Source organism: Modestobacter italicus (genome assembly GCF_019799965.1).
GTDB classification, from domain to species: domain Bacteria; phylum Actinomycetota; class Actinomycetes; order Mycobacteriales; family Geodermatophilaceae; genus Modestobacter; species Modestobacter italicus_A.
This window is the reverse complement of record NZ_JABGCJ010000003.1, coordinates 254,296-275,898: the sequence shown is the minus strand read 5'-3', so window position 1 is coordinate 275,898 and position 21,603 is coordinate 254,296. Positions and strand designations below refer to the sequence as shown.

General features: G+C 75.2%; 26 protein-coding genes. 14 read left to right on the top strand and 12 right to left on the bottom strand.

Annotation, left to right across the window (positions count from 1 at the left end):
* The 4 genes from HLA93_RS08915 (at nucleotide 1) to HLA93_RS08900 (ending at nucleotide 2,785) form a co-directional block, all read left to right on the top strand.
* Complete coding sequence (locus tag HLA93_RS08915; RefSeq protein ID WP_222194034.1) at nucleotides 1-288, top strand: GNAT family N-acetyltransferase; 288 nt, start codon at nucleotides 1-3, stop codon at nucleotides 286-288.
* A gap of 66 nt (nucleotides 289-354) precedes the next feature.
* Nucleotides 355-1,227: a polysaccharide pyruvyl transferase family protein gene (locus tag HLA93_RS08910; protein ID WP_222194033.1), complete on the top strand. Its 873-nt coding sequence runs from the start codon at nucleotides 355-357 to the stop codon at nucleotides 1,225-1,227.
* 83 nt (nucleotides 1,228-1,310) lie between these two features.
* Nucleotides 1,311-2,603: a cytochrome P450 gene (locus HLA93_RS08905; RefSeq protein WP_308128023.1), complete on the top strand. Its 1,293-nt coding sequence runs from the start codon at nucleotides 1,311-1,313 to the stop codon at nucleotides 2,601-2,603.
* Nucleotides 2,600-2,785, top strand: coding sequence for a ferredoxin (locus HLA93_RS08900; RefSeq protein ID WP_222194032.1), 186 nt, complete (start codon nucleotides 2,600-2,602; stop codon nucleotides 2,783-2,785). Before HLA93_RS08905 ends, HLA93_RS08900 begins: the two co-directional genes overlap by 4 nt.
* On the opposite strand, the gene HLA93_RS08895 is transcribed toward HLA93_RS08900, so the two are convergent.
* Nucleotides 2,770-3,645 carry a glycosyltransferase family 2 protein gene (locus HLA93_RS08895; RefSeq protein ID WP_222194031.1) on the bottom strand — a complete coding sequence of 292 codons (876 nt, stop codon included), beginning with the start codon at nucleotides 3,643-3,645 and terminating at the stop codon, nucleotides 2,770-2,772. The two genes, HLA93_RS08900 and HLA93_RS08895, sit on opposite strands and share 16 nt — an antisense overlap.
* Nucleotides 3,646-3,715: 70 nt before the next feature.
* A complete protein-coding gene (locus HLA93_RS08890) occupies nucleotides 3,716-3,985 on the bottom strand; it encodes a helix-turn-helix domain-containing protein (RefSeq protein ID WP_222194030.1) in 270 nt (89 codons plus the stop codon).
* Nucleotides 3,986-4,030: 45 nt separating this feature from the next.
* Here HLA93_RS08890 and map point away from each other — a divergent pair, with 45 nt between their 5' ends.
* A complete protein-coding gene (map, locus tag HLA93_RS08885; protein ID WP_222194029.1) occupies nucleotides 4,031-4,801 on the top strand; it encodes a type I methionyl aminopeptidase in 771 nt (256 codons plus the stop codon).
* A gap of 67 nt (nucleotides 4,802-4,868) precedes the next feature.
* On the opposite strand, the gene HLA93_RS08880 is transcribed toward map, so the two are convergent.
* The 3 genes from HLA93_RS08880 to HLA93_RS08870 form a co-directional block, all read right to left on the bottom strand.
* Complete coding sequence (locus HLA93_RS08880; protein ID WP_222194028.1) at nucleotides 4,869-6,008, bottom strand: cystathionine gamma-synthase; 1,140 nt, start codon at nucleotides 6,006-6,008, stop codon at nucleotides 4,869-4,871.
* The gene (locus HLA93_RS08875; RefSeq protein WP_222194027.1) at nucleotides 6,005-7,402 is read right to left on the bottom strand and encodes a cystathionine beta-synthase; all 1,398 of its coding nucleotides are present in this window, start codon (nucleotides 7,400-7,402) and stop codon (nucleotides 6,005-6,007) included. Before HLA93_RS08875 ends, HLA93_RS08880 begins: the two co-directional genes overlap by 4 nt.
* 84 nt (nucleotides 7,403-7,486) lie before the next feature.
* Entirely contained in the window at nucleotides 7,487-7,714 is a 228-nt protein-coding gene (locus HLA93_RS08870) for a hypothetical protein (RefSeq protein ID WP_222194026.1), read from the bottom strand.
* Nucleotides 7,715-7,896: 182 nt separating this feature from the next.
* On the opposite strand from HLA93_RS08870, the gene HLA93_RS08865 reads away from it, so the two are divergent.
* The 3 genes from HLA93_RS08865 to HLA93_RS08855 all read left to right on the top strand — a co-directional run bounded on the left by HLA93_RS08865 (nucleotide 7,897) and on the right by HLA93_RS08855 (nucleotide 10,354).
* Nucleotides 7,897-8,598, top strand: coding sequence for a GAF and ANTAR domain-containing protein (locus HLA93_RS08865; protein ID WP_222194025.1), 702 nt, complete (start codon nucleotides 7,897-7,899; stop codon nucleotides 8,596-8,598).
* A gap of 92 nt (nucleotides 8,599-8,690) precedes the next feature.
* On the top strand, nucleotides 8,691-10,076 hold the full coding sequence (locus tag HLA93_RS08860; protein ID WP_222194024.1) for an FGGY family carbohydrate kinase: 1,386 nt from the start codon (nucleotides 8,691-8,693) through the stop codon (nucleotides 10,074-10,076).
* Between the two features lie 98 nt (nucleotides 10,077-10,174).
* Complete coding sequence (locus HLA93_RS08855; protein ID WP_222194023.1) at nucleotides 10,175-10,354, top strand: hypothetical protein; 180 nt, start codon at nucleotides 10,175-10,177, stop codon at nucleotides 10,352-10,354.
* 10 nt (nucleotides 10,355-10,364) lie between these two features.
* On the opposite strand, the gene hisN is transcribed toward HLA93_RS08855, so the two are convergent.
* Nucleotides 10,365-11,183 carry a histidinol-phosphatase gene (hisN, locus tag HLA93_RS08850; RefSeq protein ID WP_222194022.1) on the bottom strand — a complete coding sequence of 273 codons (819 nt, stop codon included), beginning with the start codon at nucleotides 11,181-11,183 and terminating at the stop codon, nucleotides 10,365-10,367.
* Between the two features lie 155 nt (nucleotides 11,184-11,338).
* Complete coding sequence (locus HLA93_RS08845) at nucleotides 11,339-11,521, bottom strand: DUF2795 domain-containing protein (protein WP_222194021.1); 183 nt, start codon at nucleotides 11,519-11,521, stop codon at nucleotides 11,339-11,341.
* A gap of 63 nt (nucleotides 11,522-11,584) precedes the next feature.
* Here HLA93_RS08845 and HLA93_RS08840 point away from each other — a divergent pair, with 63 nt between their 5' ends.
* On the top strand, nucleotides 11,585-12,121 hold the full coding sequence (locus HLA93_RS08840; protein ID WP_222194020.1) for a DUF2087 domain-containing protein: 537 nt from the start codon (nucleotides 11,585-11,587) through the stop codon (nucleotides 12,119-12,121).
* Between the two features lie 46 nt (nucleotides 12,122-12,167).
* A complete protein-coding gene (locus tag HLA93_RS08835) occupies nucleotides 12,168-12,899 on the top strand; it encodes a peptidase E (protein WP_222194019.1) in 732 nt (243 codons plus the stop codon).
* A gap of 92 nt (nucleotides 12,900-12,991) precedes the next feature.
* Here HLA93_RS08835 and rsgA read toward each other — a convergent pair whose 3' ends face one another.
* From rsgA to HLA93_RS08820, 3 genes are all read right to left on the bottom strand, one after another.
* Nucleotides 12,992-14,008, bottom strand: a complete 1,017-nt coding sequence (rsgA, locus tag HLA93_RS08830; protein ID WP_246626145.1) for a ribosome small subunit-dependent GTPase A — start codon at nucleotides 14,006-14,008, stop codon at nucleotides 12,992-12,994.
* A 40-nt stretch (nucleotides 14,009-14,048) separates the two neighbouring features.
* A complete protein-coding gene (aroA, locus tag HLA93_RS08825) occupies nucleotides 14,049-15,338 on the bottom strand; it encodes a 3-phosphoshikimate 1-carboxyvinyltransferase (RefSeq protein WP_222194018.1) in 1,290 nt (429 codons plus the stop codon).
* A gap of 85 nt (nucleotides 15,339-15,423) precedes the next feature.
* Nucleotides 15,424-16,893, bottom strand: coding sequence for an NAD-dependent succinate-semialdehyde dehydrogenase (locus HLA93_RS08820; protein ID WP_222194017.1), 1,470 nt, complete (start codon nucleotides 16,891-16,893; stop codon nucleotides 15,424-15,426).
* Between the two features lie 178 nt (nucleotides 16,894-17,071).
* On the opposite strand from HLA93_RS08820, the gene HLA93_RS08815 reads away from it, so the two are divergent.
* Nucleotides 17,072-17,818, top strand: coding sequence for an SOS response-associated peptidase (locus tag HLA93_RS08815; protein WP_222194016.1), 747 nt, complete (start codon nucleotides 17,072-17,074; stop codon nucleotides 17,816-17,818).
* 20 nt (nucleotides 17,819-17,838) lie between these two features.
* Nucleotides 17,839-19,398, top strand: a complete 1,560-nt coding sequence (locus tag HLA93_RS08810) for a fused MFS/spermidine synthase (protein WP_308128021.1) — start codon at nucleotides 17,839-17,841, stop codon at nucleotides 19,396-19,398.
* 46 nt (nucleotides 19,399-19,444) lie between these two features.
* Here HLA93_RS08810 and ybaK read toward each other — a convergent pair whose 3' ends face one another.
* Nucleotides 19,445-19,921, bottom strand: coding sequence for a Cys-tRNA(Pro) deacylase (gene ybaK, locus HLA93_RS08805; protein ID WP_222194015.1), 477 nt, complete (start codon nucleotides 19,919-19,921; stop codon nucleotides 19,445-19,447).
* A gap of 256 nt (nucleotides 19,922-20,177) precedes the next feature.
* Between ybaK and HLA93_RS08800 the strand changes: the two genes are divergently transcribed.
* A complete protein-coding gene (locus HLA93_RS08800; RefSeq protein WP_222194014.1) occupies nucleotides 20,178-20,870 on the top strand; it encodes a sigma-70 family RNA polymerase sigma factor in 693 nt (230 codons plus the stop codon).
* Complete coding sequence (gene rsrA / locus HLA93_RS08795) at nucleotides 20,867-21,235, top strand: mycothiol system anti-sigma-R factor (RefSeq protein ID WP_222194013.1); 369 nt, start codon at nucleotides 20,867-20,869, stop codon at nucleotides 21,233-21,235. Before HLA93_RS08800 ends, rsrA begins: the two co-directional genes overlap by 4 nt.
* Before the next feature lie 80 nt (nucleotides 21,236-21,315).
* Here rsrA and HLA93_RS22510 read toward each other — a convergent pair whose 3' ends face one another.
* Nucleotides 21,316-21,390 carry a 50S ribosomal protein bL37 gene (locus tag HLA93_RS22510; protein ID WP_014742531.1) on the bottom strand — a complete coding sequence of 25 codons (75 nt, stop codon included), beginning with the start codon at nucleotides 21,388-21,390 and terminating at the stop codon, nucleotides 21,316-21,318.
* Between the last annotated feature and the right edge of the window lie 213 nt (nucleotides 21,391-21,603).

Below are 21,603 nucleotides of genomic sequence, written 5' to 3'. Positions count from 1 at the left end.
ATGGAGCCGACGGTCAGCAACGCCCCCGAGGACAGCCGCTACGAGATCCGGGACGGCGACCGCCTGCTCGGCGTCGCCGCCTACCAGCGCCGCGGAGACCAGCTGGTGTTCACCCACACCGAGGTCGACAGCGACGAGGGGCACTCCGGGCTGGGCAGCACGCTCGTCCGCGGCGCCCTGGACGACGTCCGGGCCCAGGGCGGCTCCGTCGTCCCGATGTGCTCGTTCGTGCGCGGCTGGATCGAGCGGCACCCGGAGTACCGGGACCTGGTCGCCGCCGAGTCCTGAGGCGACGGGTCAGCGGCCGCCTGAGGCCGCTGCAGGCGCGCGCGGTGCGCCTGAGAAGCTGAGGGCATGCGCGTCCTGGTCACCGGTTGGTTCAGCTTCGACGAGGTGATCGCCACCATCGGCGACGAGCTGGGGGCCGACGTCGTCGTCGACTGGCTCACCGAGGCCGGCGTCGAGCACGACGTGGCCTGGGCGCCCTACCTGCAGCGCGGCCCGGACTGGCGGGAGCTCGACCCGGCCGACTACACCCACCTGGTCTTCGTCAGCGGCCCGCTCTCGGACACACCGCTGCTGCGCGAGCTGACCACCGCCTTCGCCGGTGCGCAGCGCTGGGCGGTCAACGTCTCGGTGGTCTCCGACGCCGGGCGGGCGCTGTTCGACCAGGTCTGGGAGCGGGACGCCCCGGGCATCTCCCGGCCGGACCTGGCGATCGGCACGACCACGCCGGACGTGCCCGTGGTGGCCGTCGCGTTCGCGCCCCCGCAGGAGGAGTACGGCGACCGCAGCCAGGCGGCCCAGGTGCGGGCGGCGATCGAGGGCTGGCTGGGTGCCCGGGCAATCCCGTGGTTCGAGCTGACCATGGACCTTTTCGAGAAGCCGCACGAGCGCTTCCCGCTGCAGGTCGAGGCGCTGATCCGCCGGGCGGACGTGGTGGTCAGCATGCGGCTGCACGCCCTGGTGCTCGGGCTGGCGCACGGCAAGCCGGTGATCGCCTGCGACGCCATCGCCGGTGGGGCCAAGGTGAGCGCGCAGGCGGCCGCGCTGGGCTGGCCGATCGTGCTGCGGGCCGGTGAGGTCGACCCGACGACCCTGGACGCCGCCCTGGAGCACGCCCTGTCGGGCACCCTCACCGAGGAGCTGGCCGGGGCGCGGCAGCGCGGGGCGACGGGCAACGCCGCGGCGCGGGAGTGGTTCACCGGGTTGCTCGCCGGCGACTGAGGGCCGCCGCAGGGAGGGGTGTGGCGCGGGCCACTCCTGGGCTAGCGTCGGGGCACCACCACCGTCCCCCCGGGGAGGCCTCCGTGTCGACTCCCACCCTGCACCCCGACCCGGACGCCGTCGACCTCGACGCCGTCGACCTGTCCGACCGGGTCTTCTGGGGAGCTCCGCCGCAGCAGCGGCACGCGGTCTTCGACCGGCTGCGCCGGGACCGCCCGTTCGCCTTCTTCGCCGAACCCGTCGTCCCCTTCATCGAGCCCGGTGCCGGGTACCACGCGGTGACCCGCCACGCCGACGTGGCGGCCATCAGCAGCCAGCCGGCGCTGTTCTCCTCCGGGGCCGGCGCGGTGTCGATCGCGGACATGCCCCCGGACATGAACGAGTTCTACGGCTCGCTGATCAGCATGGACGACCCGCGCCACGGCAAGATCCGGCGGATCGTGGCCAAGGCGTTCACCCCGCGGGTGCTGGAGCAGCTGGTCGGCTCGGTGCAGGCGGTCGTCGACGACGTGGTGGCCCGCGCGCGGCGCACCGCGGCGGACGGCGACGGCACCATCGACGTGGTCCGGGACCTCGCCGCACCGATCCCGCTGCGGGTCATCTGCGACATGATGGGCATCCCGGAGGACGACCGGGCGATGGTGCTCCGGCACTCCACCGTCATCCTCTCCGGCGGCGACCCGGAGCTCGTCCAGGACGAGGCGCTCATGGTGACCGCCTTCCTGGCGGCGGGGGAGGAGCTGGCCGGGCTGATGGCGCGGCTGGCCGCCCAGCGGCACGCCCACCCTGCCGACGACCTGACCACCGCGCTGGTCAGCACCGAGGTGGACGGCGAGCGGCTGACCCGCCAGGAGATCGCCTCGTTCTTCATCCTGTTGCTCGTCGCCGGCAACGAGACCACCCGCAACGCGATCTCCCAGGGCGTGCTGGCCCTGTCCGAGCACCCGGTCGAGCGGGACCGCTGGGCGGCCGACCCCGGTCTCACCCGGACCGCGGTGGAGGAGGTCGTGCGCTGGACCAGCCCGATCACCTGGATGCGCCGCACGGCGACCCAGGACGTCGAGCTGTCCGGGCAGCGGTTCCCGGCCGGGTCGAAGTTCCTGCTGTTCTACGGAGCGGCCAACCGGGACCCGGCGGTCTTCCCCGACCCGCACCGCTTCGACCTGTCCCGCGACCCCAACCCGCACGTCGGGTTCGGTTCGCGCGGCCCGCACTTCTGCCTGGGCGCGCACCTGGCCCGCCGGGAGATCGGGGTGGCCTTCCGCGCCTTCGCCGACCAGCTCCCCGACCTGGAGGTGATCGGCCCGCCGGCCCGGCTGCAGTCCTCGTTCGTCAACGGGCTCAAGCGGCTGCCGGCCCGGCTGACGGAGGCGTGACGGCCCGGGTGGTGGTCGACCGCGAGGTCTGCATGAGCGCCGGCGTGTGCGAGCTCGAGGCGCCCGGTGTGTTCGAGCTCGACGCGGACGGCCGCCTGCAGGTCGGTGAGCCGACCGACCTGGCCGCGGTGGAGACCGCGGTGCGGGCCTGCCCGACCGGGGCCCTTCAGCTCCTCGACTGAGCCAGCGGCCGCAGCGCGGTGGCGAAGCGGCGCTCCACCTCGGCGGGCACCGGCCGTCGCCGACGCAGCGCGGCGGGGAGCCGGCGGAGCACCCCGGCCAGCGCCCGCCGGGCCGCGTGGTCCCGCGCGGCCCGGGAGGCCAGCCGGCCGGTCGCGGCCAGCGCCACCGGCAGGGGCCGGCGCAGCCAGTCGACGAGGACGTCGTTGCGGGTCTGCAGCGCCCAGCGGGCCGGGCTCGGCCGGTCGGGGCCCGCCGGGTCGTGCCAGGCGACGACGTCCTCGGTGAACACCAGCTGCCAGCCCGCGGCGGCGAGGTCGAGGGCGAGCAGGTGCTCCTCGCCGCCGAAGAACAGGAACGGGGAGAAGCCGCCGACGGCCAGGTGGGCGTCCCGGCGGACGACCGCGGCGAACGCCGGGAAGCTGAGCACCAGCGGGCCGGCGGGGGAGCGGCCCAGCACCTCGGCGCGGTGCTTGCCGGTCACGGCGTCCTCGCTGCCGTCGGCGGCCATCCGCACCCGGCCGACGACCACCGCCACCTCCGGGTGGGCGTCGAGCAGGTCGGCCGCCGCCTCGAGCGAGCCCGGTTCCCACCAGGAGTCGTCGTCGGCGAAGGCCACGTACCGGGTGCCGGCGGCCTCCACACCGCGGTTGCGCGCCACCGCGCCGGCGTTGGCCGGGAGCCCGAGCACGTCGACGCGGGGGTGGGCGCCCCGGACGGCGGCGGCGGTGCCGTCGGCGGAGGCGTTGTCCACCACGATCACCGGTGGGCCGCCGGGGGTGTCGAGCCGGTCGAGGGAACGCAGCAGCGACTCGCGCCGGTCCATGGTGGCGATGACGACGCTGACCCGGTGCTCTGTCACGACGAGGAGCTACCCGCCCGTCCGGCGGGCGCACGTGGACGCCGGTGGTGGGCGTGTGCGACCGGCCACGTCAGGCGGTGAGGGCGGTGCCCTCGGCCGGGGTGTGCAACGCGGCGACGAGGTCGTCGAGGGGCAGGTCGAGCGCGCCGGCCAGCGCGGCGACGGTGAAGAAGGCCGGGGTCGGCACGCGCCCGGACTCGATCTTGCGCAGCGCCTCCAGGCTCACCCCGGAGGAGGCGGCGACCTCGGCGGGGGACCGCTCGCCGCGCGCGGCACGGAGCAGGCCACCCAGCCGGCGGCCGCGCTCGCGTTCCTCGGGGCTCAGCGGCGGTCGGACCATGGCCGTGATAGTAATACCGGGATATCAATCCCGGAAGGAATCCAGATGATCGAGCTGCGCACACCCGGGGAGATCGACGCCATGCGCGCCGCCGGGGCGGTGGTCGCCGACATGCACGCCGCGGTGCACGCCCTGGCCGCACCAGGGGTGCGGCTGACCGAGCTGGACGCCGTCGCCCGGCAGGTCCTCGCCGACGCCGGCGCGACCTCTCCGTTCCTCGGCTACGCGCCGCTGCGCAGCACCCCGCCGTTCCCCGGCGTGCTCTGCCTGTCGGTGAACGACGTCGCGCTGCACGGCATCCCGACGTCCCAGGAGCTCGAGGACGGCGACCTGCTCAGTGTCGACGCCGGTGCCAGCCTCGACGGCTGGGTGGGCGACGCCGCCCGCACCTACCCGATCGGCACCCCTCGCCCCGAGGACCTCCAGCTGGTGGAGACCACCGAGCGGGCGCTGGCCGCCGGCATCGCCGCTGCGGTGGTCGGCAACAGGATCGGCGACGTCTCCGCCGCCATCGGTGCGGTCGGCCGGGCCGGGGGCTGCGGCATCAACACCGACCAGGGCGGCCACGGCGTCGGCCGGTCCATGCACGAGGCACCGAGCGTGCCCAACGAGGGCCGTGCCGGTCGAGGGGTGCCGCTGCGCGCCGGGCTGGTCATCGCGATCGAGCCGTGGTTCCTCGCCGGCGGCAGCGACGACTACCGGGTGGACGCCGACGGCTGGACGCTGCGCAGCGCCGACGGCAGCCGCGCCGCCCACGTCGAGCACACCGTCGCCGTCACCGCCGACGGCCCCCGCATCCTGACCGCCCCTCGATGACCCTCCGCCGGTGTGCGCTCACCGTCGCTTCCCAGCCGAGGAACCGACAGCGAGCGCACAACGGCGATCAGGCGAGGGCCTGGTCGAGGTCGGCGAGCAGGTCGTCGACGTCCTCGATGCCGACCGACAGGCGGACCAGGTCGGCGGGCACCTCCAGCGGGGAGCCGGCGGCGCTGGCGTGGGTCATCCGGTGCGGGTGCTCGATCAGCGACTCCACCCCGCCGAGGGACTCGGCGAGGGTGAACAGCTGGGCGCGCTCGCACACCCGCAGCGCCGCCTCCTCGCCTGCCTTCAGCCGGAACGAGATCATCCCGCCGAAGCCGGACATCTGCTTCGCTGCGATCTCGTGGTTGCGGTGCTGCGGGAGGCCCGGGTACAGGACGTCGCCGACGGCGGGGTGCTCCAGCAGCCACTCGGCGATCCGGCCGGCGTTCGCGCTGTGCCGGTCCATCCGGACGCCCAGGGTCTTGAGGCTGCGCAGCACCAGCCAGGCGTCGAAGGGGCCGTTGACCGCGCCCATCGCGTTCTGGTGGTAGGCCAGCCGCTCGCCGAGGTCGGCGTCGGAGACCACCAGCGCCCCGCCCACGACGTCGGAGTGCCCGCCCAGGTACTTCGTCGTGGAGTGCACGACGACGTCGGCGCCCAGCGTCAGCGGCTGCTGCAGGTAGGGGCTGGCGAAGGTGTTGTCGACGACCAGCAGGGTGCCCGAGGCGTGCGCGATCTCGGCCAGCGCGGCGATGTCGGAGACGTTGAGCAGCGGGTTGCTCGGCGTCTCGCACCAGATCACCCGGACGTCCTCCGGCGCGACCGCGGCCCGGACGGCGTCGAGGTCGTTGAGGTCGACCGGGGTGTGCGTGACGCCCCACGGCTCGAGCACCCGGGAGATGAGCCGGTAGGTGCCGCCGTAGGCGTCGCCGCCGAGCACCACCGAGTCACCGGGCCGGCACACGGTGCGCAGCAGGGTGTCCTCGGCGGCCAGCCCGGAGGCGAACGTCATCCCGCGGGTGCCCTGCTCCAGAGAGGCGAGCGCGGTCTGCAGGGTGTCCCGGGTGGGGTTGGCGCTGCGGCTGTACTCGTAGCCGCCGCGCAGGCCGCCGACGCCGTCCTGCTTGTAGGTGGTGGTCAGGTGCAGCGGCGGGATCACCGCACCGGTGGCGGGGTCGGGGTCCTGCCCGGCGTGGATGGCGCGCGTGTTGAAACCGGTCACGACTGCACCGTAGGCGCCGGCAGGCCGACGAGGTGGCCGAGGACGTCCTGCCGGGTGACGACACCGGCCGGCTTGCCGTCGACGTGCACCAGCAGCGCGTCGGCGTCGCCGAGCGCACTCACCGCCGCGGTCACCTGCTCGCCCGAGCCGATGATCGGCAGCGGCGCGGACATGTGCCGCTCGACGGGGTCGGACAGGGTGGCCCGGCCGCTGAACAACGCGTCCAGCAGCGTCTTCTCCGCGACGGAGCCGACCACCTCACCGGCGGTCACCGGCGGCTCGGCCTTGACCACCGGCAGCTGGCTCACGCCGTACTCGCGCAGGATGTCGATCGCGTCGCGCACCGTCTCGGTCGGGTGGGTGTGCACGAGCGCCGGGGTCGGGCCGGCCTTGGTCGACAGGAGCTCGCCGACGGTCTCGCCGCCGGGCTCGGTGAGGAAGCCGTAGTCGGCCATCCACTTGTCGTTGAAGATCTTGTTCAGGTAGCCCCGGCCGCCGTCGGGCAGCAGCACCACGAGGACGTCGTCCTTCGTGAGCCGCTCGGCGACCCGCAGCGCCGCGACCACGGCCATCCCGCAGGAGCCGCCGACCAGCAGGCCCTCCTCGCGGGCCAGCCGCCGGGTCATCGCGAAGGAGTCACCGTCGGAGACCGCGACGATCTCGTCGGCGATCGACTTGTCGTAGGCCTCGGGCCAGAAGTCCTCACCCACGCCCTCCACCAGGTAGGGCCGGCCGGTGCCGCCGGAGTAGACCGAGCCCTCCGGGTCTGCGCCGATCACCTGCACCCGGCCGCCGCTGGCCTCCTTGAGGTAGCGGCCGACGCCGGAGATGGTGCCGCCGGTGCCCGCGCCGGTGACGAAGTGGGTGATCTTCCCCTCGGTCTGCGCCCAGATCTCCGGCCCGGTCGTCTCGTAGTGCGAGCGCGGGTTGTCCGGGTTGGCGTACTGGTCGGCCTTCCAGCCACCGGGGGTCTCCCGCGCCAGTCGGTCGGAGACCGAGTAGTACGAACGCGGGTCGGCCGGGTCGACCGCGGTGGGGCAGACGTGCACCTCGGCGCCGTAGGCCCGCAGCACGTTGATCTTCTCCTGGCCCACCTTGTCCGGGCACACGAAGATGCACTTGTAGCCGCGGGTCTGGGCGACGATGGCCAGGCCGATGCCGGTGTTGCCGCTGGTCGGCTCGATGATCGTGCCGCCCGGCTGCAGGGCCCCGGACGCCTCGGCGGCCTCGATCATCCGCAGCGCGATCCGGTCCTTCACCGAGCCGCCCGGGTTGACGTACTCGACCTTGGCCAGCACCAGCGGCGCGTCCGGGCCCAGGTGGGCGGTGACGCGGTTGAGCCGGACCAGCGGGGTGTCGCCGATCAGCTCGACGACGGACTCGGCGTACTGCACGGGGTCTCCTGCTCTGCGGGTGGGCCGGCGGCGGATCGCGCGCACCGGCGTACCCGACCATCCCACCAGACGCCGCGGTGTGCGTCAGTACGGCAGGTGGCAGGTGGGCAGGTCGGCCCGCAGCGGCGGGAAGAGCGCCGCGCAGGAGTCGGCGTCCCGGCCGGGGGTGGACGTCCGGTCGCAGCCGGGAGGGGCCGTGCATGCCGTGCGGGCCGAAGAGCAGTGCACCCACCTGCTCGAGGTCGCCGGGCCGGCAGGGCCGCAGCACGCGCCCCCGGGGTGGAGCTGGCCCGGTGTCGCCGTCGTGGTCACCCGCGGACCGTGTTCCCTCGGCCGGGTCGCGGGCAACCGACTACCGCGCGCGGTCGGGATGTCTGGGAGTGCGGTCGGACCATTTACGGCGTATACGCTCGGCCGGACCGGGCTCACCCCCGGCCCGAGGCGGCGGTCGACGCAACGGCCCACCCGTCGCACTGGAGAGGGACCACGACACGATGATCGAGAGCCTCGGCGCGCTGCACCAGGAGCTCGCCGGCGTCGTGCTCGTGGGCAGGGAGTTGCCCGACGTGCTGACCGAGATCGTCCAGATCTCCCGCCGTGCCATCCCCGGAGCCGAGGCCTCCTCGATCACGCTCATCCGGGGCGACCGCGCGTTCACCGCGGCATACGACGGGCAGATCGCCATGGACGCCGACGAACTGCAGTACCAGCGGGGCCACGGCCCCTGCCTGGACGCCGGCCGGGCCGGGGAGCTGTTCGTCGTCACCGACATGGCCGCCGAGGACCGGTGGCCCGACTACGCCCGGCATGCGGCTGAGCGCGGGGTGGGCAGCTCGCTGTCGGTCCCGCTGCCCTTCCAGGGCGCGACCATCGGCGCGCTGAACAACTACGCGACTCGGCCGGGCGCGTTCGGGACGGCGGACATCAGGCTGGGCGAGGAGGTGGCGAGCTTCGTCGCCATCGCCGTCGGGAACGCCGAGAGCAGCGCGCGGGCCTCCGACGACGTGGAGAACATGCGCCGGGCGATGGCCTCCCGTGCCGTCATCGAGCAGGCCAAGGGCATCCTGATGGAGCGCTACAAGGTCACCCCCGAGCAGGCGTTCACCCTGCTCACCCATGCTTCGCAGCGCAGCAACGTCAAGCTGCGCGACATCGCCGAGGAGCTGACCGCCACCGGCGTGCTGCGCGGCAGCTGAGCCGGCGCGCGGCGGTGGCGACCGGGGGGACAGGATCGGGGCATGACGCAGCGACCCCTCCTCCGCGGGCCCGCAGCGGTGGCCGGCCGCCGATGACCGTCGTCCTCGGCGCGGACCTGGGGACCAGCGGGCTGAAGCTCGCGGCGCTCGACCCGGACGGCGCGGTCGTGGCCGAGGCGGAGGCGGCGTACCCGGTCGACCGCCCGCAGCCGGGCTGGGCGCAGGCCGAGGTGTCCGGCTGGCGGCGCGCCCTGGAGGACGCCCTGGTCGCGCTGTCCGGGCAGCTGCGCGGCCGGGCGGTCACGGCGCTGGGGCTGTCCGGGCAGATGCACGGCGCCGTCCTGGTGGACGGGTCCGGGACGGCGCTGGCCCCCGCCCTGCTGTGGCCCGACCGCCGGGCGGTCGGCGAGCTCGACCGCTGGCGGGAGCTGCCGGTGGCGGACCGGGCGGCGCTGGCCAACCCGCTGGCCCCGGGCATGACCGGACCGATGCTGGCCTGGCTGGCCCGGCACCGGCCCGACTCGGTCGCGCGCGCGGCGTCGGTGCTGCTGCCCAAGGACGCGGTGCGGGCCACGCTGGTGCCCGGTGCCGACCCGGCGGTGACCGATCGCAGCGACGCCGCGGCGACGCTGCTGTGGGACGTGCCCGGCGAGCGGTGGTCGGCACCGGCCGTCGCGGCGGCTGGCATCGACCCCGGCCTGCTGCCGGTGGTCCGGCCCGGGGACGAGGTCGTCGGGACGGCGCGGCTGCCGGTCGGTGAGGTGCCGGTGGTGGTCGGCGGGGCGGACACCCCGCTGGCCCTGCTGGCCGCCGGCACCGACGGCGGCGTGCAGGTCAACCTCGGCTCGGGTGCCCAGGTGATCCGGCCCGGGGTGATGCCGCGACCGGTGCCCGACCCCGTCGTCCACTGCTACGCCGACGCCGGGGACGGCTGGTACGCGATGGCGGCGCTGCAGAACGCGGGCACGGCGTGGAGCTGGGTGCGGTCGGTGCTCGGCCTTGACTGGACGACGTTCGCCGGCAGCCTGGCCACGTCGGAGCCGGGGGCCGGCGGTGTGCTCTTCCGCCCCTTCCTGACCGGCGAACGTGGGGGCGTCGCCGGGCCGGAGGACCGCGGTGGGTGGACCGGGCTGTCCGACGGCACCACCCGGGCGGACCTGGCCCGCGCGGCGCTGGAGGGCGTGGCCTGCGCCATCGCCGCCGGGCTGGACCTGCTGGACCCGCCCGGCGACGAGCTGGTCGTGCTCACCGGAGGCGGTGCCCGGGACGCCGGGGTGCAGCAGCTGCTGGCCGACGTGCTGGGCCGGGCGGTGCAGCACGTCCAGGTGCGCAGCGCCTCCGCCGCCGGTGCCGCCGTGCTCGCGGCCCGCGGGGTGGGGGAGCAGCTGGCTCCCCGGCGTGCGACCGGACCCGTCGTCGAGCCACGGGGCCCGGAGATGCGGCAGGTCCGGGAACGATGGGCCCGGGCCGCCGGCTGAGCCGCGGTCGACGGGCGGAACGCCGGCGCGGCTGGCACCGTTGACGCGACGAGCGGAGCCCACCGGGGCTCGCCGGACGACCAGGGGGTGGACGCGTCATGGCGTCGCTGATGGGCAAGGTCATGCAGTTCGCGAACAGCCCGAAGGGCAAGCAGGTGATCCGTCAGGCGACGGAGAAGGCCCAGCAGCTGGCCAGCGACCCGAAGAACCGGGCGAAGATCGACGACGTGCGGCGGCGCCTGCAGGGCGGCCGCGGCGGCTCCGGCCCGGTGCGCTGACCGGACCGGGTCACACCGACGGCGCTCGTCCCTCCCGGGGGGCGAGCGCCGTCAGCACCTCGGCGTGCAGGACGCCGTTGCTGGCCACCGCGCTGCCCCCGGCCGGACCGGCGTTGCCGTCCAGGTCGCTGAAGGTGCCGCCGGCCTCGCGGACGATCACGTCGAGGGCGGCCAGGTCCCACAGCGAGACCTCCGGCTCGCAGGCGACGTCGACCGCGCCCTCGGCCACCATCATGTAGCTCCAGAAGTCGCCGTAGGCGCGGGTGCGCCACACCGCCCGGGTGAGGTCGAGGAACGGGTCGAGCCGACCGCGTTCCTCCCAGCCGGACAGGCTGGAGTAGGACAGGCTCGCGTCGGCCAGGCCGCCGACCCGCGAGACGGTGCAGCGGGTGGCGTTCTCCAGCCGCCGTCCGGTCCAGGCCCCCGTGCCGGCTGCTGCCCACCACCGCCGGTTCAGCGCCGGCGCCGACACCAGCCCGGCCACCGGCACGTCGCCGTCGAGCAGCGCGATGAGGGTGGCCCACACGGGCACCCCGCGGACGAAGTTCTTCGTGCCGTCGATCGGGTCGATGACCCACCGGCGGTCACCCCGGCCGGTGCTGCCGAACTCCTCGCCGAGCACCGCGTCCCGGGTCCGGGCGCGGGCCAGTGTGCTGCGGAGCTGTTCCTCGACGGCACGGTCGGCGTCGGTGACCGGCGTCAGGTCCGGCTTGGTCTCCACCCGGAGGTCCTGCGCGCGGAAGCGGTCCAGGCTGATCGCATCGGCCTGGTCGGCCAGTACGTGCGCCAGGCGCATGTCCTCGTTGTACCCCCGCTGGCCAGCCGTCATGGCCCGAACCTAGCGGTCGGGGGCCGCCCGGCCCCCGACCGCCGCCGGCGACGTGCTGGACCGGCGTCCCCACAGGGGCCCGGTGACGCGCTGGAACGGCCCCCTCCCAGGGGCCTGCCCCGAGCCTGCGAGGGGTGGGGGAGAGGGGCCCTTCCTCAGTCGAAGACGGCCTTGCTCACTGCCGCGGGGGTGTCGTACTCCTGGTCGTCGATGCCCTTGAGGGCCTCGAGGACGTCGTCGCTGCCGCCGTTGGACTCGGCGTGCTTCACCACGTCGTCCTTCTTCGCGGGGTAGTCGATGCCGGACAGGGCCTTCTGGATGTCGATCGGGCTCACCATGACCGGCCACCTACCCCGCGGGTGCGACGGGGATGCGTGCGCGCGCCCGGATACCGTCGGGGGATGGAGGCGGGGACGATCGTCGGGCTGCTCGCGGACCCGGTGCGGCTGAAGGTGGTCGCGGCGCTGGCGCTGGGCGCGGGCACGATCGAGGACGTCGCCCAGGTGTCGGGCCTGTCGCTGAAGGACGTCGCGCTGGCCGCCCGGCGGCTGGCCCGCGCCGGTCTGGTGCACCGCGACGGGCACGTCCTGGCCCTGCACACCGAGGAGTTCGGCGCCGCTGCCCGGACCGCCGCCGCCACCGCACCCCCGGTCGAGCCGCTGTCGGCGGACCCGGAGCAGGACGCGGTGCTGCGGGCCTTCCTGCGGGACGGGCGGCTGGTCTCCGTCCCGGCCCAGCGGAACAAGCGGCTGGTGGTGCTCGGGCACCTGGTGCACGTGTTCGAGCCCGGCGTCCGGTACCCCGAGCGGGAGGTCAACGCACTGCTGGCCGCCTGGCACCCCGACGTGGCCGCGCTCCGCCGATACCTGGTGGACGAGGGCCTGCTGACGCGCGAGTCGGGGGTCTACTGGCGCAGCGGCGGCTACGTCGAGGTCTGAGTCGGCCGGGACACGGGGTGTCCGGGCGGAGAACGGAGGAACCAGGGTGCGCAGGCAGGTGTTCGCCTTCTCGGGCGTGCTGACGCCACGGCCGGGTGAGCGGGGGAACCGGCCCCTGTTGGAGCACGTGCTCGCGCTGGGTGCGGAACGGCGGCAGACGGAGGGTCCGGTGCGGCTCTGCTACGTGCCGACGGCGGTGGGCGACGACCCGGCCGCGGTCTCGGCGTACCAGCGGGTCTTCGGCGGCCGGGACGACGTCGTGCTCAGCGTGCTGACCCTCTTCCCGCAGCCGAGCGTGCCCGACGTGCGCGGCCACCTGCTCACCCAGGACGTCGTCCTGGTCGAGGGGGGCAGCGTGGTCAACCTGATGGCGGTCTGGCGGGCGCACGGCCTCCCCGACGTGCTGCGGGAGTGCTGGGACGCCGGGGTCCTGCTGGCCGGCCCGAGCGCGGGCAGCCTGTGCTGGCACGTGGGCGGGCCGACCGACGCCTGGTCGGAGCGGCTGGCGCCGTTCACCGAGGGGCTGGCGCTGCTGCCGCACAGCAACGCGGTGCACGACGACTCCGCCGAGCAGCCGCGCCGGGCTGCGTACCGCCGGATGGTGGCGGCGGGGGAGCTGCCCGGGGGCCTGGCCACCGAGGACGGCGTGGGCCTGCACTACCTGGGCACCGAGCTGGTCGAGGCGGTGACGGTCCGCCCGGGCGCCCGCGCCTGGCGGGTCGACCCGGACGGCGCCGACGGCGTCGTCGAGCGGCCGATCACCCCGCGGGCCCTCTGACCGCCCCACCGACTGTCAGCACTCGCTGTCCGGCCCCCTCGCAGGGGCCCGCCCCGAGCGGAGCGAGGGGTGGGGGGCGAGGGGGTCCTTCGTCAGTGGCCGGGGGCCAGCTGACCGACGGCGGTGATCAGCCGGCGGAAGCTGCCCAGCCGCTCGGCCCGGGCGGGTGGGCCGTCGGCGGCCCAGGCGTCCAGCGCGCAGTCCGGGTCCTCGGCGGTGTGCCCGCAGCCGGGCGGGCAGTCGACGGCCGCCTCGGCCAGGTCGTCGAAGGCGGCCAGCACGTCCTGGGCGGTGACGTGCGCCAGCCCCAGCGAGCGGATGCCCGGGGTGTCGATCACGGTGCCCCCGCCGGGCAGGTCCAGCAGCACCGCCGAGGACGACGTGTGTCGGCCCTTGCCGATCTTGCTGACGTCGCCGGTGGCCCGGAACGCGTCCGGCACCAGCCGGTTCACCAGTGTCGACTTGCCGACCCCGGACTGGCCGACGAGCACGCTCATCCGCCCGGTCAGCCGCTCCAGCAGCTCGTCCAGCGACGCCTCCCGGGACATCGGGACCGCCTCGACCTCCAGGCCGGCGTACCGGTCCAGCAGCGGCTGCGGGCTGGCCAGGTCGGTCTTGGTCAGGCAGAGCAGCGGCGCCAGGCCACCGGCGTAGGCGGCCACCAGGCAGCGGTCCAGGAAGCCCAGCGCGGGGTCCGGGTCGGTGACCGAGGTGACGACCACCAGCAGCTCGGCGTTGGCGACCACGATCCGCTCGGTCGGGTCGGTGTCGTCGGCGGTGCGGCGCAGCGACGTCACCCGGTCCTCGATGACCACGATCCGGGCCAGGGTGTCCGCGCGGCCGGAGGTGTCGCCCACGATGCGCACCCGGTCGCCGACCACGACCCCGTGCCGGCCCAGCTCGCGGGCGCGCATGGCGGTCACCTCGACCGGTGCGCCGTCGGGGCCCTCGATGCGGACCTGCATGCGGCCGCGGTCGACCGCGATCACCAGACCGGGGGCGGCGTCCTCGTGCGCGGGCCGGGTGCGGGTGCGCGGGCGCGAACCGTGCCGGGTCGCCCGGACCCGGACGTCGTCCTCGTCGGACCGCTTGTCCATCCGGCGGCTCATCGGGAACCCGTCCGGCCACTGGTCGTCGGGGCTCCGGCGGTCAACGGCCCACCCCGGCCGGTTCGCCGAGCAACCCGGCCCAGCGCTCGCGGAAGTCCGGCAGCGTCTTGGTCACCGCGGCCGGGTCGGTCACCTCCACGCCGTCGACGGCCAGCCCGAGCAGCGCCGCCGCGTGCACCATCCGGTGGTCGGCGTAGGAGTCAAGCCGGGCCGGACGACGCGGCCCGGGGGTGATCACCAGGCCGCCGGGCAGCTGCTCGACCCGGGCGCCGACGGCGCTGAGCACCTCGTCCAGCGCCTGCAGCCGATCGGTCTCGTGCCCGCGCAGGTGCCCGATGCCGGTCAGTCGCGAGGGGCCGTCGGCCAGCGCGCAGAGCGCGGCGAGCACCGGGGTGAGCTCGCCGACGTCGCCGAGGTCGGCCTGCAGCGGAGCGATCCGCGGGCCACCGGTGACCTGCAGCCCTCCGTCGGTGCGCTGGACCCGGGCGCCCATGGCGGTGAGCAGCCGGTCGAGCTGGGCGCCGGGCTGGGTGGTGTCGCCCGGCCAGTCGCGGACGGTCACCCGCCCGCCGGTGACCAGCGCCGCGGCCAGGAACGGTGCTGCGTTGGACAGGTCCGGCTCGATGACCCGGTCGAGCGCGCGGACCGGGCCGGGCGCCACCTGCCAGCCGCGGTCGGTGGCGGTCACCGCCACCCCGTGCTCGGCCAGCGTGCGGACGGTCATCGCCACGTGCGGCAGCGAGGGGAGGCTGCCGTCGACGGTCAGGTCGATCCCGGCGTCGAACCGAGCGGCGGCCAGCAGCAGCCCGGAGACCACCTGGCTGGACTCGCTGGCGTCCACGGTCACCGCGCCACCGCGGACCGCTCCGGTGCCGTGCACGGTGAACGGCGCCCGGCCGCGGCCGCCGTCCTCGACCTCGACGCCCAGGTCCCGGAGTCCGGCGATCAGCCCGGCGTTCGGCCGCTCGCGCAGCCGCGGGTCGCCGTCCAGCCGCACCGGGCCGGTGGCCAGTGCCGCCACGGGCGGGAGGAAGCGCAGCACCGTCCCCGCCAGGCCGGCGTCGACCTCGGCGGGTCCGCGCAGCTCGGCGGGGGTGACCAGCCAGTCGTCGCCGTCGGCGTCGACCTGCACGCCGAGGGCGCGCAGCCCGGCGGCCATCAGGTCGGTGTCCCGGGCGCGCAGCGGGCGGACCAGCCGGCTGGGCCCGTCGGCGATCGCGGCCAGCACCAGGGCGCGGGCGGTGATCGACTTCGAGCCGGGCAGGGTGACGACGGCGTCCACGGGGGCGTGCCGCGACGGCGTCCGCCAGACCTCGACCATGCCGCTCATCCTGCCCTGCCGGGCGGCGTCCGGACCTGCTGGCCGCAGCGCGGGCAGCTCCGGGGGCTGCCGCGGCAGCCCCCGGAGCTCCTCGTCAGCCGCCGACGTGCTGGGCGGGGGCCGCCTGCTTCTTCGGCGGCATGGTGCGCACCAGGCGGCGGTTGGCGAACTCGAACATGCCCAGCTCGGACAGCTCCCGGCCGTAGCCGGACCGCTTGACCCCGCCGAAGGGCAGCTCGGGGGAGGAGCCCGACGGCTGGTTGATCCAGACCATCCCCGACTCCAGCCGGTCGGCCACCTCGCGGGCCCGCTCGGTGTCGCCGCTGTAGACCGCCGCCGAGAGCCCGAAGTCGCTGTCGTTGGCCAGCGCGACGGCCTCGTCGGCGTCCTTCGCCCGGTAGACGACGGCCGCCGGACCGAAGAGCTCCTCGTGGTAGGCGCGCATCTCCGGGGTGACGTCGGCCAGCAGCGTCGCCTCGACGAACGCCCCGTCGTGCTCGGGGCGCCCGCCGCCGGCGAGCACGGTGGCGCCCTTGTCCACGGCGTCCTGGATCTGCGCGGCGAGGTCCTGCGCGGCGCGCTCGGTGGACAGCGGCCCCAGGGTGGTCGCCGGGTCGGCCGGGTCGCCGGGGGTGAAGGTGGCGAACGCCTGCTGCAGGCCGGCGACGACCTCGTCGTAGACCTCGTCGAGCACGATGATCCGCTTCGCGGCGATGCAGGCCTGACCGGTGTTGGCCATCCGGGCCATGGTCGCGGCCTTCACGGTGCGGCCCAGGTCGGGGGCGTCCAGCACGATGAACGGGTCGCTGCCGCCCAGCTCCAGCACCGACTTCTTCAGGTGCTTGCCGGCCAGCTGGGCCACGCTCGCCCCGGCCCGCTCGCTGCCGGTGAGCGTCACGCCCTGCACCCGCCGGTCGGCGATGACCTGCTCGACGTCGGCGATCCGCAGGAACAGGTTGGTGTAGACGCCCTCGGGGGCGCCGGCGTCGCGGAACAGCTGCTCCAGGGCCAGCGCGCACTGCGGGTTGTTCTCCGCGTGCTTGAGCAGGATCGTGTTGCCCAGGGTCAGGTTCGGCCCGGCCACCCGCACCACCTGGTACAGCGGGTAGTTCCACGGCTCGATCGCCAGCAGGACGCCGATCGGCTCGTTGACCACCTCGGCCTCGCCGCCGCCCATCACGTCGATCGGCTTGGGCTCCAGGAAGCGCGGGCCGTTGGTGGCGTAGTACTCGAGGATGCTGGCGGCCAGCTGCACCTCACCGGCGGCCTCCTGGATGCGCTTGCCCATCTCCCGGGTGATCAGCGCGGCGAGCTCGTCCTGCCGCTCGCGCATCAGCTCCGCGGCCCGGCCGACCACGGCGGCGCGCTCGGCGACCGACCGGCGGCGCCAGTCCCCGAACGCGGCGTGGGCCCGGGCGACCACGCCGTCGATGGCGTCGGTCTCCAGGAAGGGGAACTCCCGCTCCGTCTCCCCGGTGTAGGGGTTCACCGTGGCGTAGGGGCGCGCCCCTGCGTCGCCGGCGGTCTTCGGCTGCTCGGTCGAGGGAGCCTGGGTGGTCGTCACGAGATGTGCCCTCCGTGGTGCGTCGTCGCGGTTCGTCGGGTCTGCTGTCCCCGTCCTACCCCTCTCCGGGGCGCTCCTGCACCCCGGGCCTCCTGCGGCTGCCGCCGCAGGACGTCGGTGGCCGCCCCTACGCTCGGAGGTGGTCCGCCCTCCCCGGGCGGCCGGGGAGGAGAGCGCCGTGTGTGGTCGCTACGCCGCCAGCCGCCGTCCTGAGGACCTGGTGCTGGAGTTCGAGGCCGTCGTCGCCGAGGGGCAGTCCCCGCTGCCGGCCGACCACAACGTCGCGCCCACCAAGGACGTGTACGTCGTCCGGCACAAGAAGGAGCGGGACGCCGAGGGCGCGCTCACCGGCGGCGGGCACCGCGAGCTGCGGGTGGTCCGCTGGGGGCTGGTGCCGTCCTGGGCCAAGGACGTGTCGATCGGCAACCGGATGCTCAACGCCCGGGTCGAGTCGCTGACCGAGAAGCCGGCGTTCCGCACTGCGGCGGCCACCCGGCGCTGCCTGGTCCCCGCCGACGGCTGGTACGAGTGGGCGCCCCGGCAGGACCGGCCGGGCAAGCAGCCCTTCTACGTGACCCCCGAGGACGGCTCCGGCCTGGCCTTCGCCGGCCTGTGGGAGGTGTGGGGCCGGGGTGAGGACCGGCTCTACACCTGCACCGTGGTCACCGCACCGGCCGTCGGCGCGCTCGCCGAGGTGCACCCGCGGATGCCGCTGGTGCTGCCCCGGGACCGCTGGGCCGACTGGCTGGACCCGGCCCAGCAGGACGTCGCCGCGCTGGCCGAGCCCACCCCGGCCGAGGTGGTCGAGCGGCTGGAGATCCGTCCGGTCGGCCCGGCGGTGGGCAACGTGGCCAACAACGGGCCGCAGCTGACCGCCCGGGTCGAGTCGGTCAGCGAGCCGGCCGACCAGCCGGCCCTGTTCTGACCGTCCCCCCGATCCCCGAGGTGAGCCCGCTGGACCCCGACCCGACCGCCCCGGCGGACCCATCGCCCGCGCCCGGGTCCCGGGCGCTGCCCGACTGGATCGCCGCCGGCGTGACCTTCCTGTCCTCCGGGGCGGTGCTGGTGCTGGAGATCGTCGGCCTCCGGCTGATCGCGCCCTACGTCGGCATCACGCTGCAGACCAGCACCGCGGTCATCGGGTTCGCCCTGGCCGCGATCGCGGTCGGCGCCTGGGCCGGCGGGGCGACCGCCGACCGCACCGACCCGCGCCGGCTGATCGCACCGCTGATGGTCGCCGGGGGCGCCCTGGTCGTCGCCGTGCTGCCGCTGGTCCGCTTCGCCGGGGAGCTGCTCACCGGTGCCGCCGCGGGCAACGTGCTGCTGCTGGCCGCGGTCGCCGTCGTGGTGCCGGCCGCGCTGCTGTCCGCCGTCCCGCCGATGGTGGTCGCGCTGCAGCTGGGCAGCCTGGCCCAGACCGGCTCGGTGGTCGGCCGGCTGTCGGGGATCGGCACCATCGGCGGCATCGTGGCCACGTTCGCGACCGGCTTCGTGCTGGTGGCGGTGCTGCCCAGCAGCGTCATCCTCGTCGGCACCGGGCTGCTCGTCGTCCTGGTCGGGGTCGCGCTGTCGGTGCTCCTGCGGCGCCGGACGCCGGGCGTGGCCGGCCGGCTGCCGGTCGGCCTGCTGGCCCTGGCCCTGGCCGCGCCGGTGCTGGCGGCCGTCGCGCCGACGCCCTGCGAGCGGGAGACCGCCTACCACTGCGCCCGGGTGGTGGCCGACCCCGAGCGGGACGCCGGTCGCGTGCTGCTGCTGGACACCCTGCGGCACTCCTACGTCGACCTGGCCGACCCGACGCACCTGGAGTTCTCCTACGTCCAGGCGATCGCCTCGGTCACCGACGCGATCGCACCGGCCGGTCAGCCGCTCTCGGCGCTGCACGTGGGTGGGGGAGGGCTGACCCTGCCCCGCTACCTGGCCGAGGTCCGGCCCGGCACCCGGAGCCTCGTGCTGGAGGTGGACCCCGGCGTCGTCGCGATCGACGAGCAGGAGCTGGGCCTGGAGACCTCCGCGGAGCTGCGGGTGCGGGTCGGCGACGCGCGGGTCGGGCTGGACGACGAGGCCGCCGGCGGGCGGGACCTCGTCGTCGGCGACGCCTTCGGCGGGCTGTCGGTGCCGTGGCAGCTGACCACGGTCGAGGCGCTGCGGCTGGTCGACGACGCGCTGGCCGCCGACGGCGTCTACGCGGTGAACCTCATCGACCACCCGCCGCTGTCGTTCGTCCGTGCGGAGCTCGCGACGGTGCAGCAGGTTTTCGACCACGTGCTGCTGCTGGCCCGCGCGCCGGTGCTGGCGGGGGAGGACGGCGGCAACGTGGTCGCGGTGGCCTCCCAGCGCCCGCTGCCGGCGGCGGAGATCGCCGCGGCGATGGCCGACCGCGGACTGGCCTGGCAGGTCGCCGAGGGCGCGGAGCTCGAGGAGTTCGTCGGGGACGCCGGCGTGCTCACCGACGACTTCGCGCCGGTCGACCAGCTGCTCACGCCCTACCCGACCGCGGCCCGCTGACCCCGGCCCCGTGCAGGGGCCCGCTGCCAGCTCGCGGGGCCCTCCGTCAGCGGGCGACGGCGGCGGTGCGCGCCCGGGTGAGCCGGACCAGGTCGGCCGGCGCCAGCTCGACCTGCAGCCCGCGGCGCCCGGCGCTGACCAGCACGGTGGGGAGGTCCAGCGCGCTCTCGTCGACGACGGTGGGCAGCGCCTTGCGCTGGCCCAGTGGGCTGATCCCGCCGCGCACGTAGCCGGTGGCGCGCTCGGCGTCCACGGGCTCGGCCATGGACGCCTTGCGGCCACCGGCCGCCGCGGCCAGGGCCTTGAGGTCCAGGTGGCCGCTGACCGGGACGACCGCGACCGTGAGCGCACCGTCGACCCGGGTGACCAGGGTCTTGAACACCCGCGCCGGGTCTGCGCCCAGGGCGGCGACGGCCGCCTCACCCCAGCCGTGCCCGTCCGCGCCGTCGGAGGGGTCGTACTCGTGCAGGGTCCAGGTGACCTGGGCCTTCTCCAGAGCCCGCACCGCCGGTGTCGCCGCCACGGCGCAGCAGCCTAGGCCCGCCGGGCAGGCGCGGGAGGCCCGCGTGGTGGGGCCCGCCCGATCTCCGGCCGCATCGGGGAATCGAGCCCGCACGGCTGCCGTTGCACCGACCGTGAGCAGCACAGTCCCGGGCGCCCCGGCGCGCATCGCGCGCGGGTCCGCGCCCGTCCGCCGTCCCCCCGGCCGACCGGTCCGTTCCCGGCTAGGATCGACCGACGTGGTCGCCCGTTCCCGGGCGCCGCAGAGAGGACGGTCGGTGCCCGAAGATCCCGCTGTCGACAGCCCCGTCGTCGAGACGGGGGCACCCGAGCAGACCCCCGAGGCGCGCGCCGACGGCAGCCGCTCCGAGCTCGCCGAGACCAGGGCCCAGCGCGACGCCCGGTTCGAGCGGGACGCGCTGCCCTACCTGGACCAGCTGTACCCGGCGGCGCTGCGGATGACCCGCAACCCCTCCGACGCCGAGGACCTGGTGCAGGAGACGTTCGTCAAGGCCTACTCCGCCTTCCACCAGTTCGCCGAGGGCACCAACCTCAAGGCGTGGCTGTACCGGATCCTGACGAACACCTACATCAACAGCTACCGCAAGAAGCAGCGGCAGCCGCAGCAGTACCCCACCGAGCAGGTGCAGGACTGGCAGCTCTACGCCGCTGAGGAGCACACCTCCAGCGGGCTGCGGTCGGCCGAGATCGAGGCGCTGGACCACCTGCCGGACTCCGACATCAAGGAGGCGCTGCAGCAGCTGCCGGAGGACTTCCGGCTCGCGGTGTACCTCGCCGACGTGGAGGGGTTCGCCTACAAGGAGATCGCCGAGATCATGGGCACGCCCATCGGCACGGTGATGTCCCGCCTGCACCGCGGCCGTCGCGGTCTGCAGAAGCTGTTGGCCGACTACGCCCGGGAGCGCGGCTTCGTCCGTGCCGGGGCCGCGGAGGAGGCGACCCGCTCATGAGCACCGACGCTCACGACGGCGCGCGGCACGACGTCCCGGACCACGCGGACGACATCACCTCCTGCGACGACGTGCTGTCCCACGTCTTCGAGTTCCTCGACCACGAGACCGACGACGCCCGCCGCGCGGTCATCGCCGAGCACCTCGAGGACTGCTCGCCCTGCCTGCGGCAGTTCGGCATCGAGCAGGAGTTCAAGGCGCTGGTCCGTCGCCGCTGCGGTGGCGACCCCCCGCCGGTCGGCCTGCGTGACCGGATCAAGGTCCAGCTGACCAGCGTCTCCTTCGAGGAGGACGGCACCCAGGTGCGCGTCGAGCGGGCCAGCGTGGAGACCTACACCGAGCGGCTCCCGGAGGAGCGCGCCTAGTCCGCCCAGGACGACGACGAGGCCCCGTCCTCGGCACCCGAGACGTCTCGGGGGCCGAGGACGGGGCCTCGTCGCTGTGGTCAGGCGTTGGGGCGCTTGCCGTGGTTGGCGCCGCTCTTCTTACGGGCACGCCGCTTGCGTCCACGCTTGGACATCGCTGCCCTCCTCTCACGTGCTCTCGGCGGGGTCGTGCTCCCGGCGGGCCGTGCGCTCGTCGGGGGCCGTGCCCAGCTGCTGATCGGGCCGGCGCGGGGCCCCTGCGGGATGCGGGGTGCCCCTCGACCGGCCAAGCTGACCCTGCAAGGGTCTCACGGGTCGGCACGTGCCCGTGTGGGGTGCACGGGCCGGCTCAGGGGCGCGAGTCCGGC

Excerpts from the sequence above, each read along its gene's own strand:
- map (WP_222194029.1), top strand. The coding sequence starts at position 4,031 with ATGATCGAGCTGCGCACACCCGGGGAGATCGACGCCATGCGCGCCGCC.
- HLA93_RS08855 (WP_222194023.1), top strand. The coding sequence starts at position 10,175 with ATGGCGTCGCTGATGGGCAAGGTCATGCAGTTCGCGAACAGCCCGAAG.
- aroA (WP_222194018.1), bottom strand. The coding sequence starts at position 15,338 with ATGAGCGGCATGGTCGAGGTCTGGCGGACGCCGTCGCGGCACGCCCCC.
- rsrA (WP_222194013.1), top strand. The coding sequence starts at position 20,867 with ATGAGCACCGACGCTCACGACGGCGCGCGGCACGACGTCCCGGACCAC.
- HLA93_RS08915 (WP_222194034.1), top strand. The coding sequence starts at position 1 with ATGGAGCCGACGGTCAGCAACGCCCCCGAGGACAGCCGCTACGAGATC.
- hisN (WP_222194022.1), bottom strand. The coding sequence starts at position 11,183 with ATGACGGCTGGCCAGCGGGGGTACAACGAGGACATGCGCCTGGCGCAC.
- HLA93_RS08840 (WP_222194020.1), top strand. The coding sequence starts at position 11,585 with ATGGAGGCGGGGACGATCGTCGGGCTGCTCGCGGACCCGGTGCGGCTG.
- HLA93_RS08860 (WP_222194024.1), top strand. The coding sequence starts at position 8,691 with ATGACCGTCGTCCTCGGCGCGGACCTGGGGACCAGCGGGCTGAAGCTC.
- HLA93_RS08865 (WP_222194025.1), top strand. The coding sequence starts at position 7,897 with ATGATCGAGAGCCTCGGCGCGCTGCACCAGGAGCTCGCCGGCGTCGTG.
- HLA93_RS08890 (WP_222194030.1), bottom strand. The coding sequence starts at position 3,985 with ATGGTCCGACCGCCGCTGAGCCCCGAGGAACGCGAGCGCGGCCGCCGG.
- HLA93_RS08910 (WP_222194033.1), top strand. The coding sequence starts at position 355 with ATGCGCGTCCTGGTCACCGGTTGGTTCAGCTTCGACGAGGTGATCGCC.
- HLA93_RS08845 (WP_222194021.1), bottom strand. The coding sequence starts at position 11,521 with ATGGTGAGCCCGATCGACATCCAGAAGGCCCTGTCCGGCATCGACTAC.
- rsgA (WP_246626145.1), bottom strand. The coding sequence starts at position 14,008 with ATGAGCCGCCGGATGGACAAGCGGTCCGACGAGGACGACGTCCGGGTC.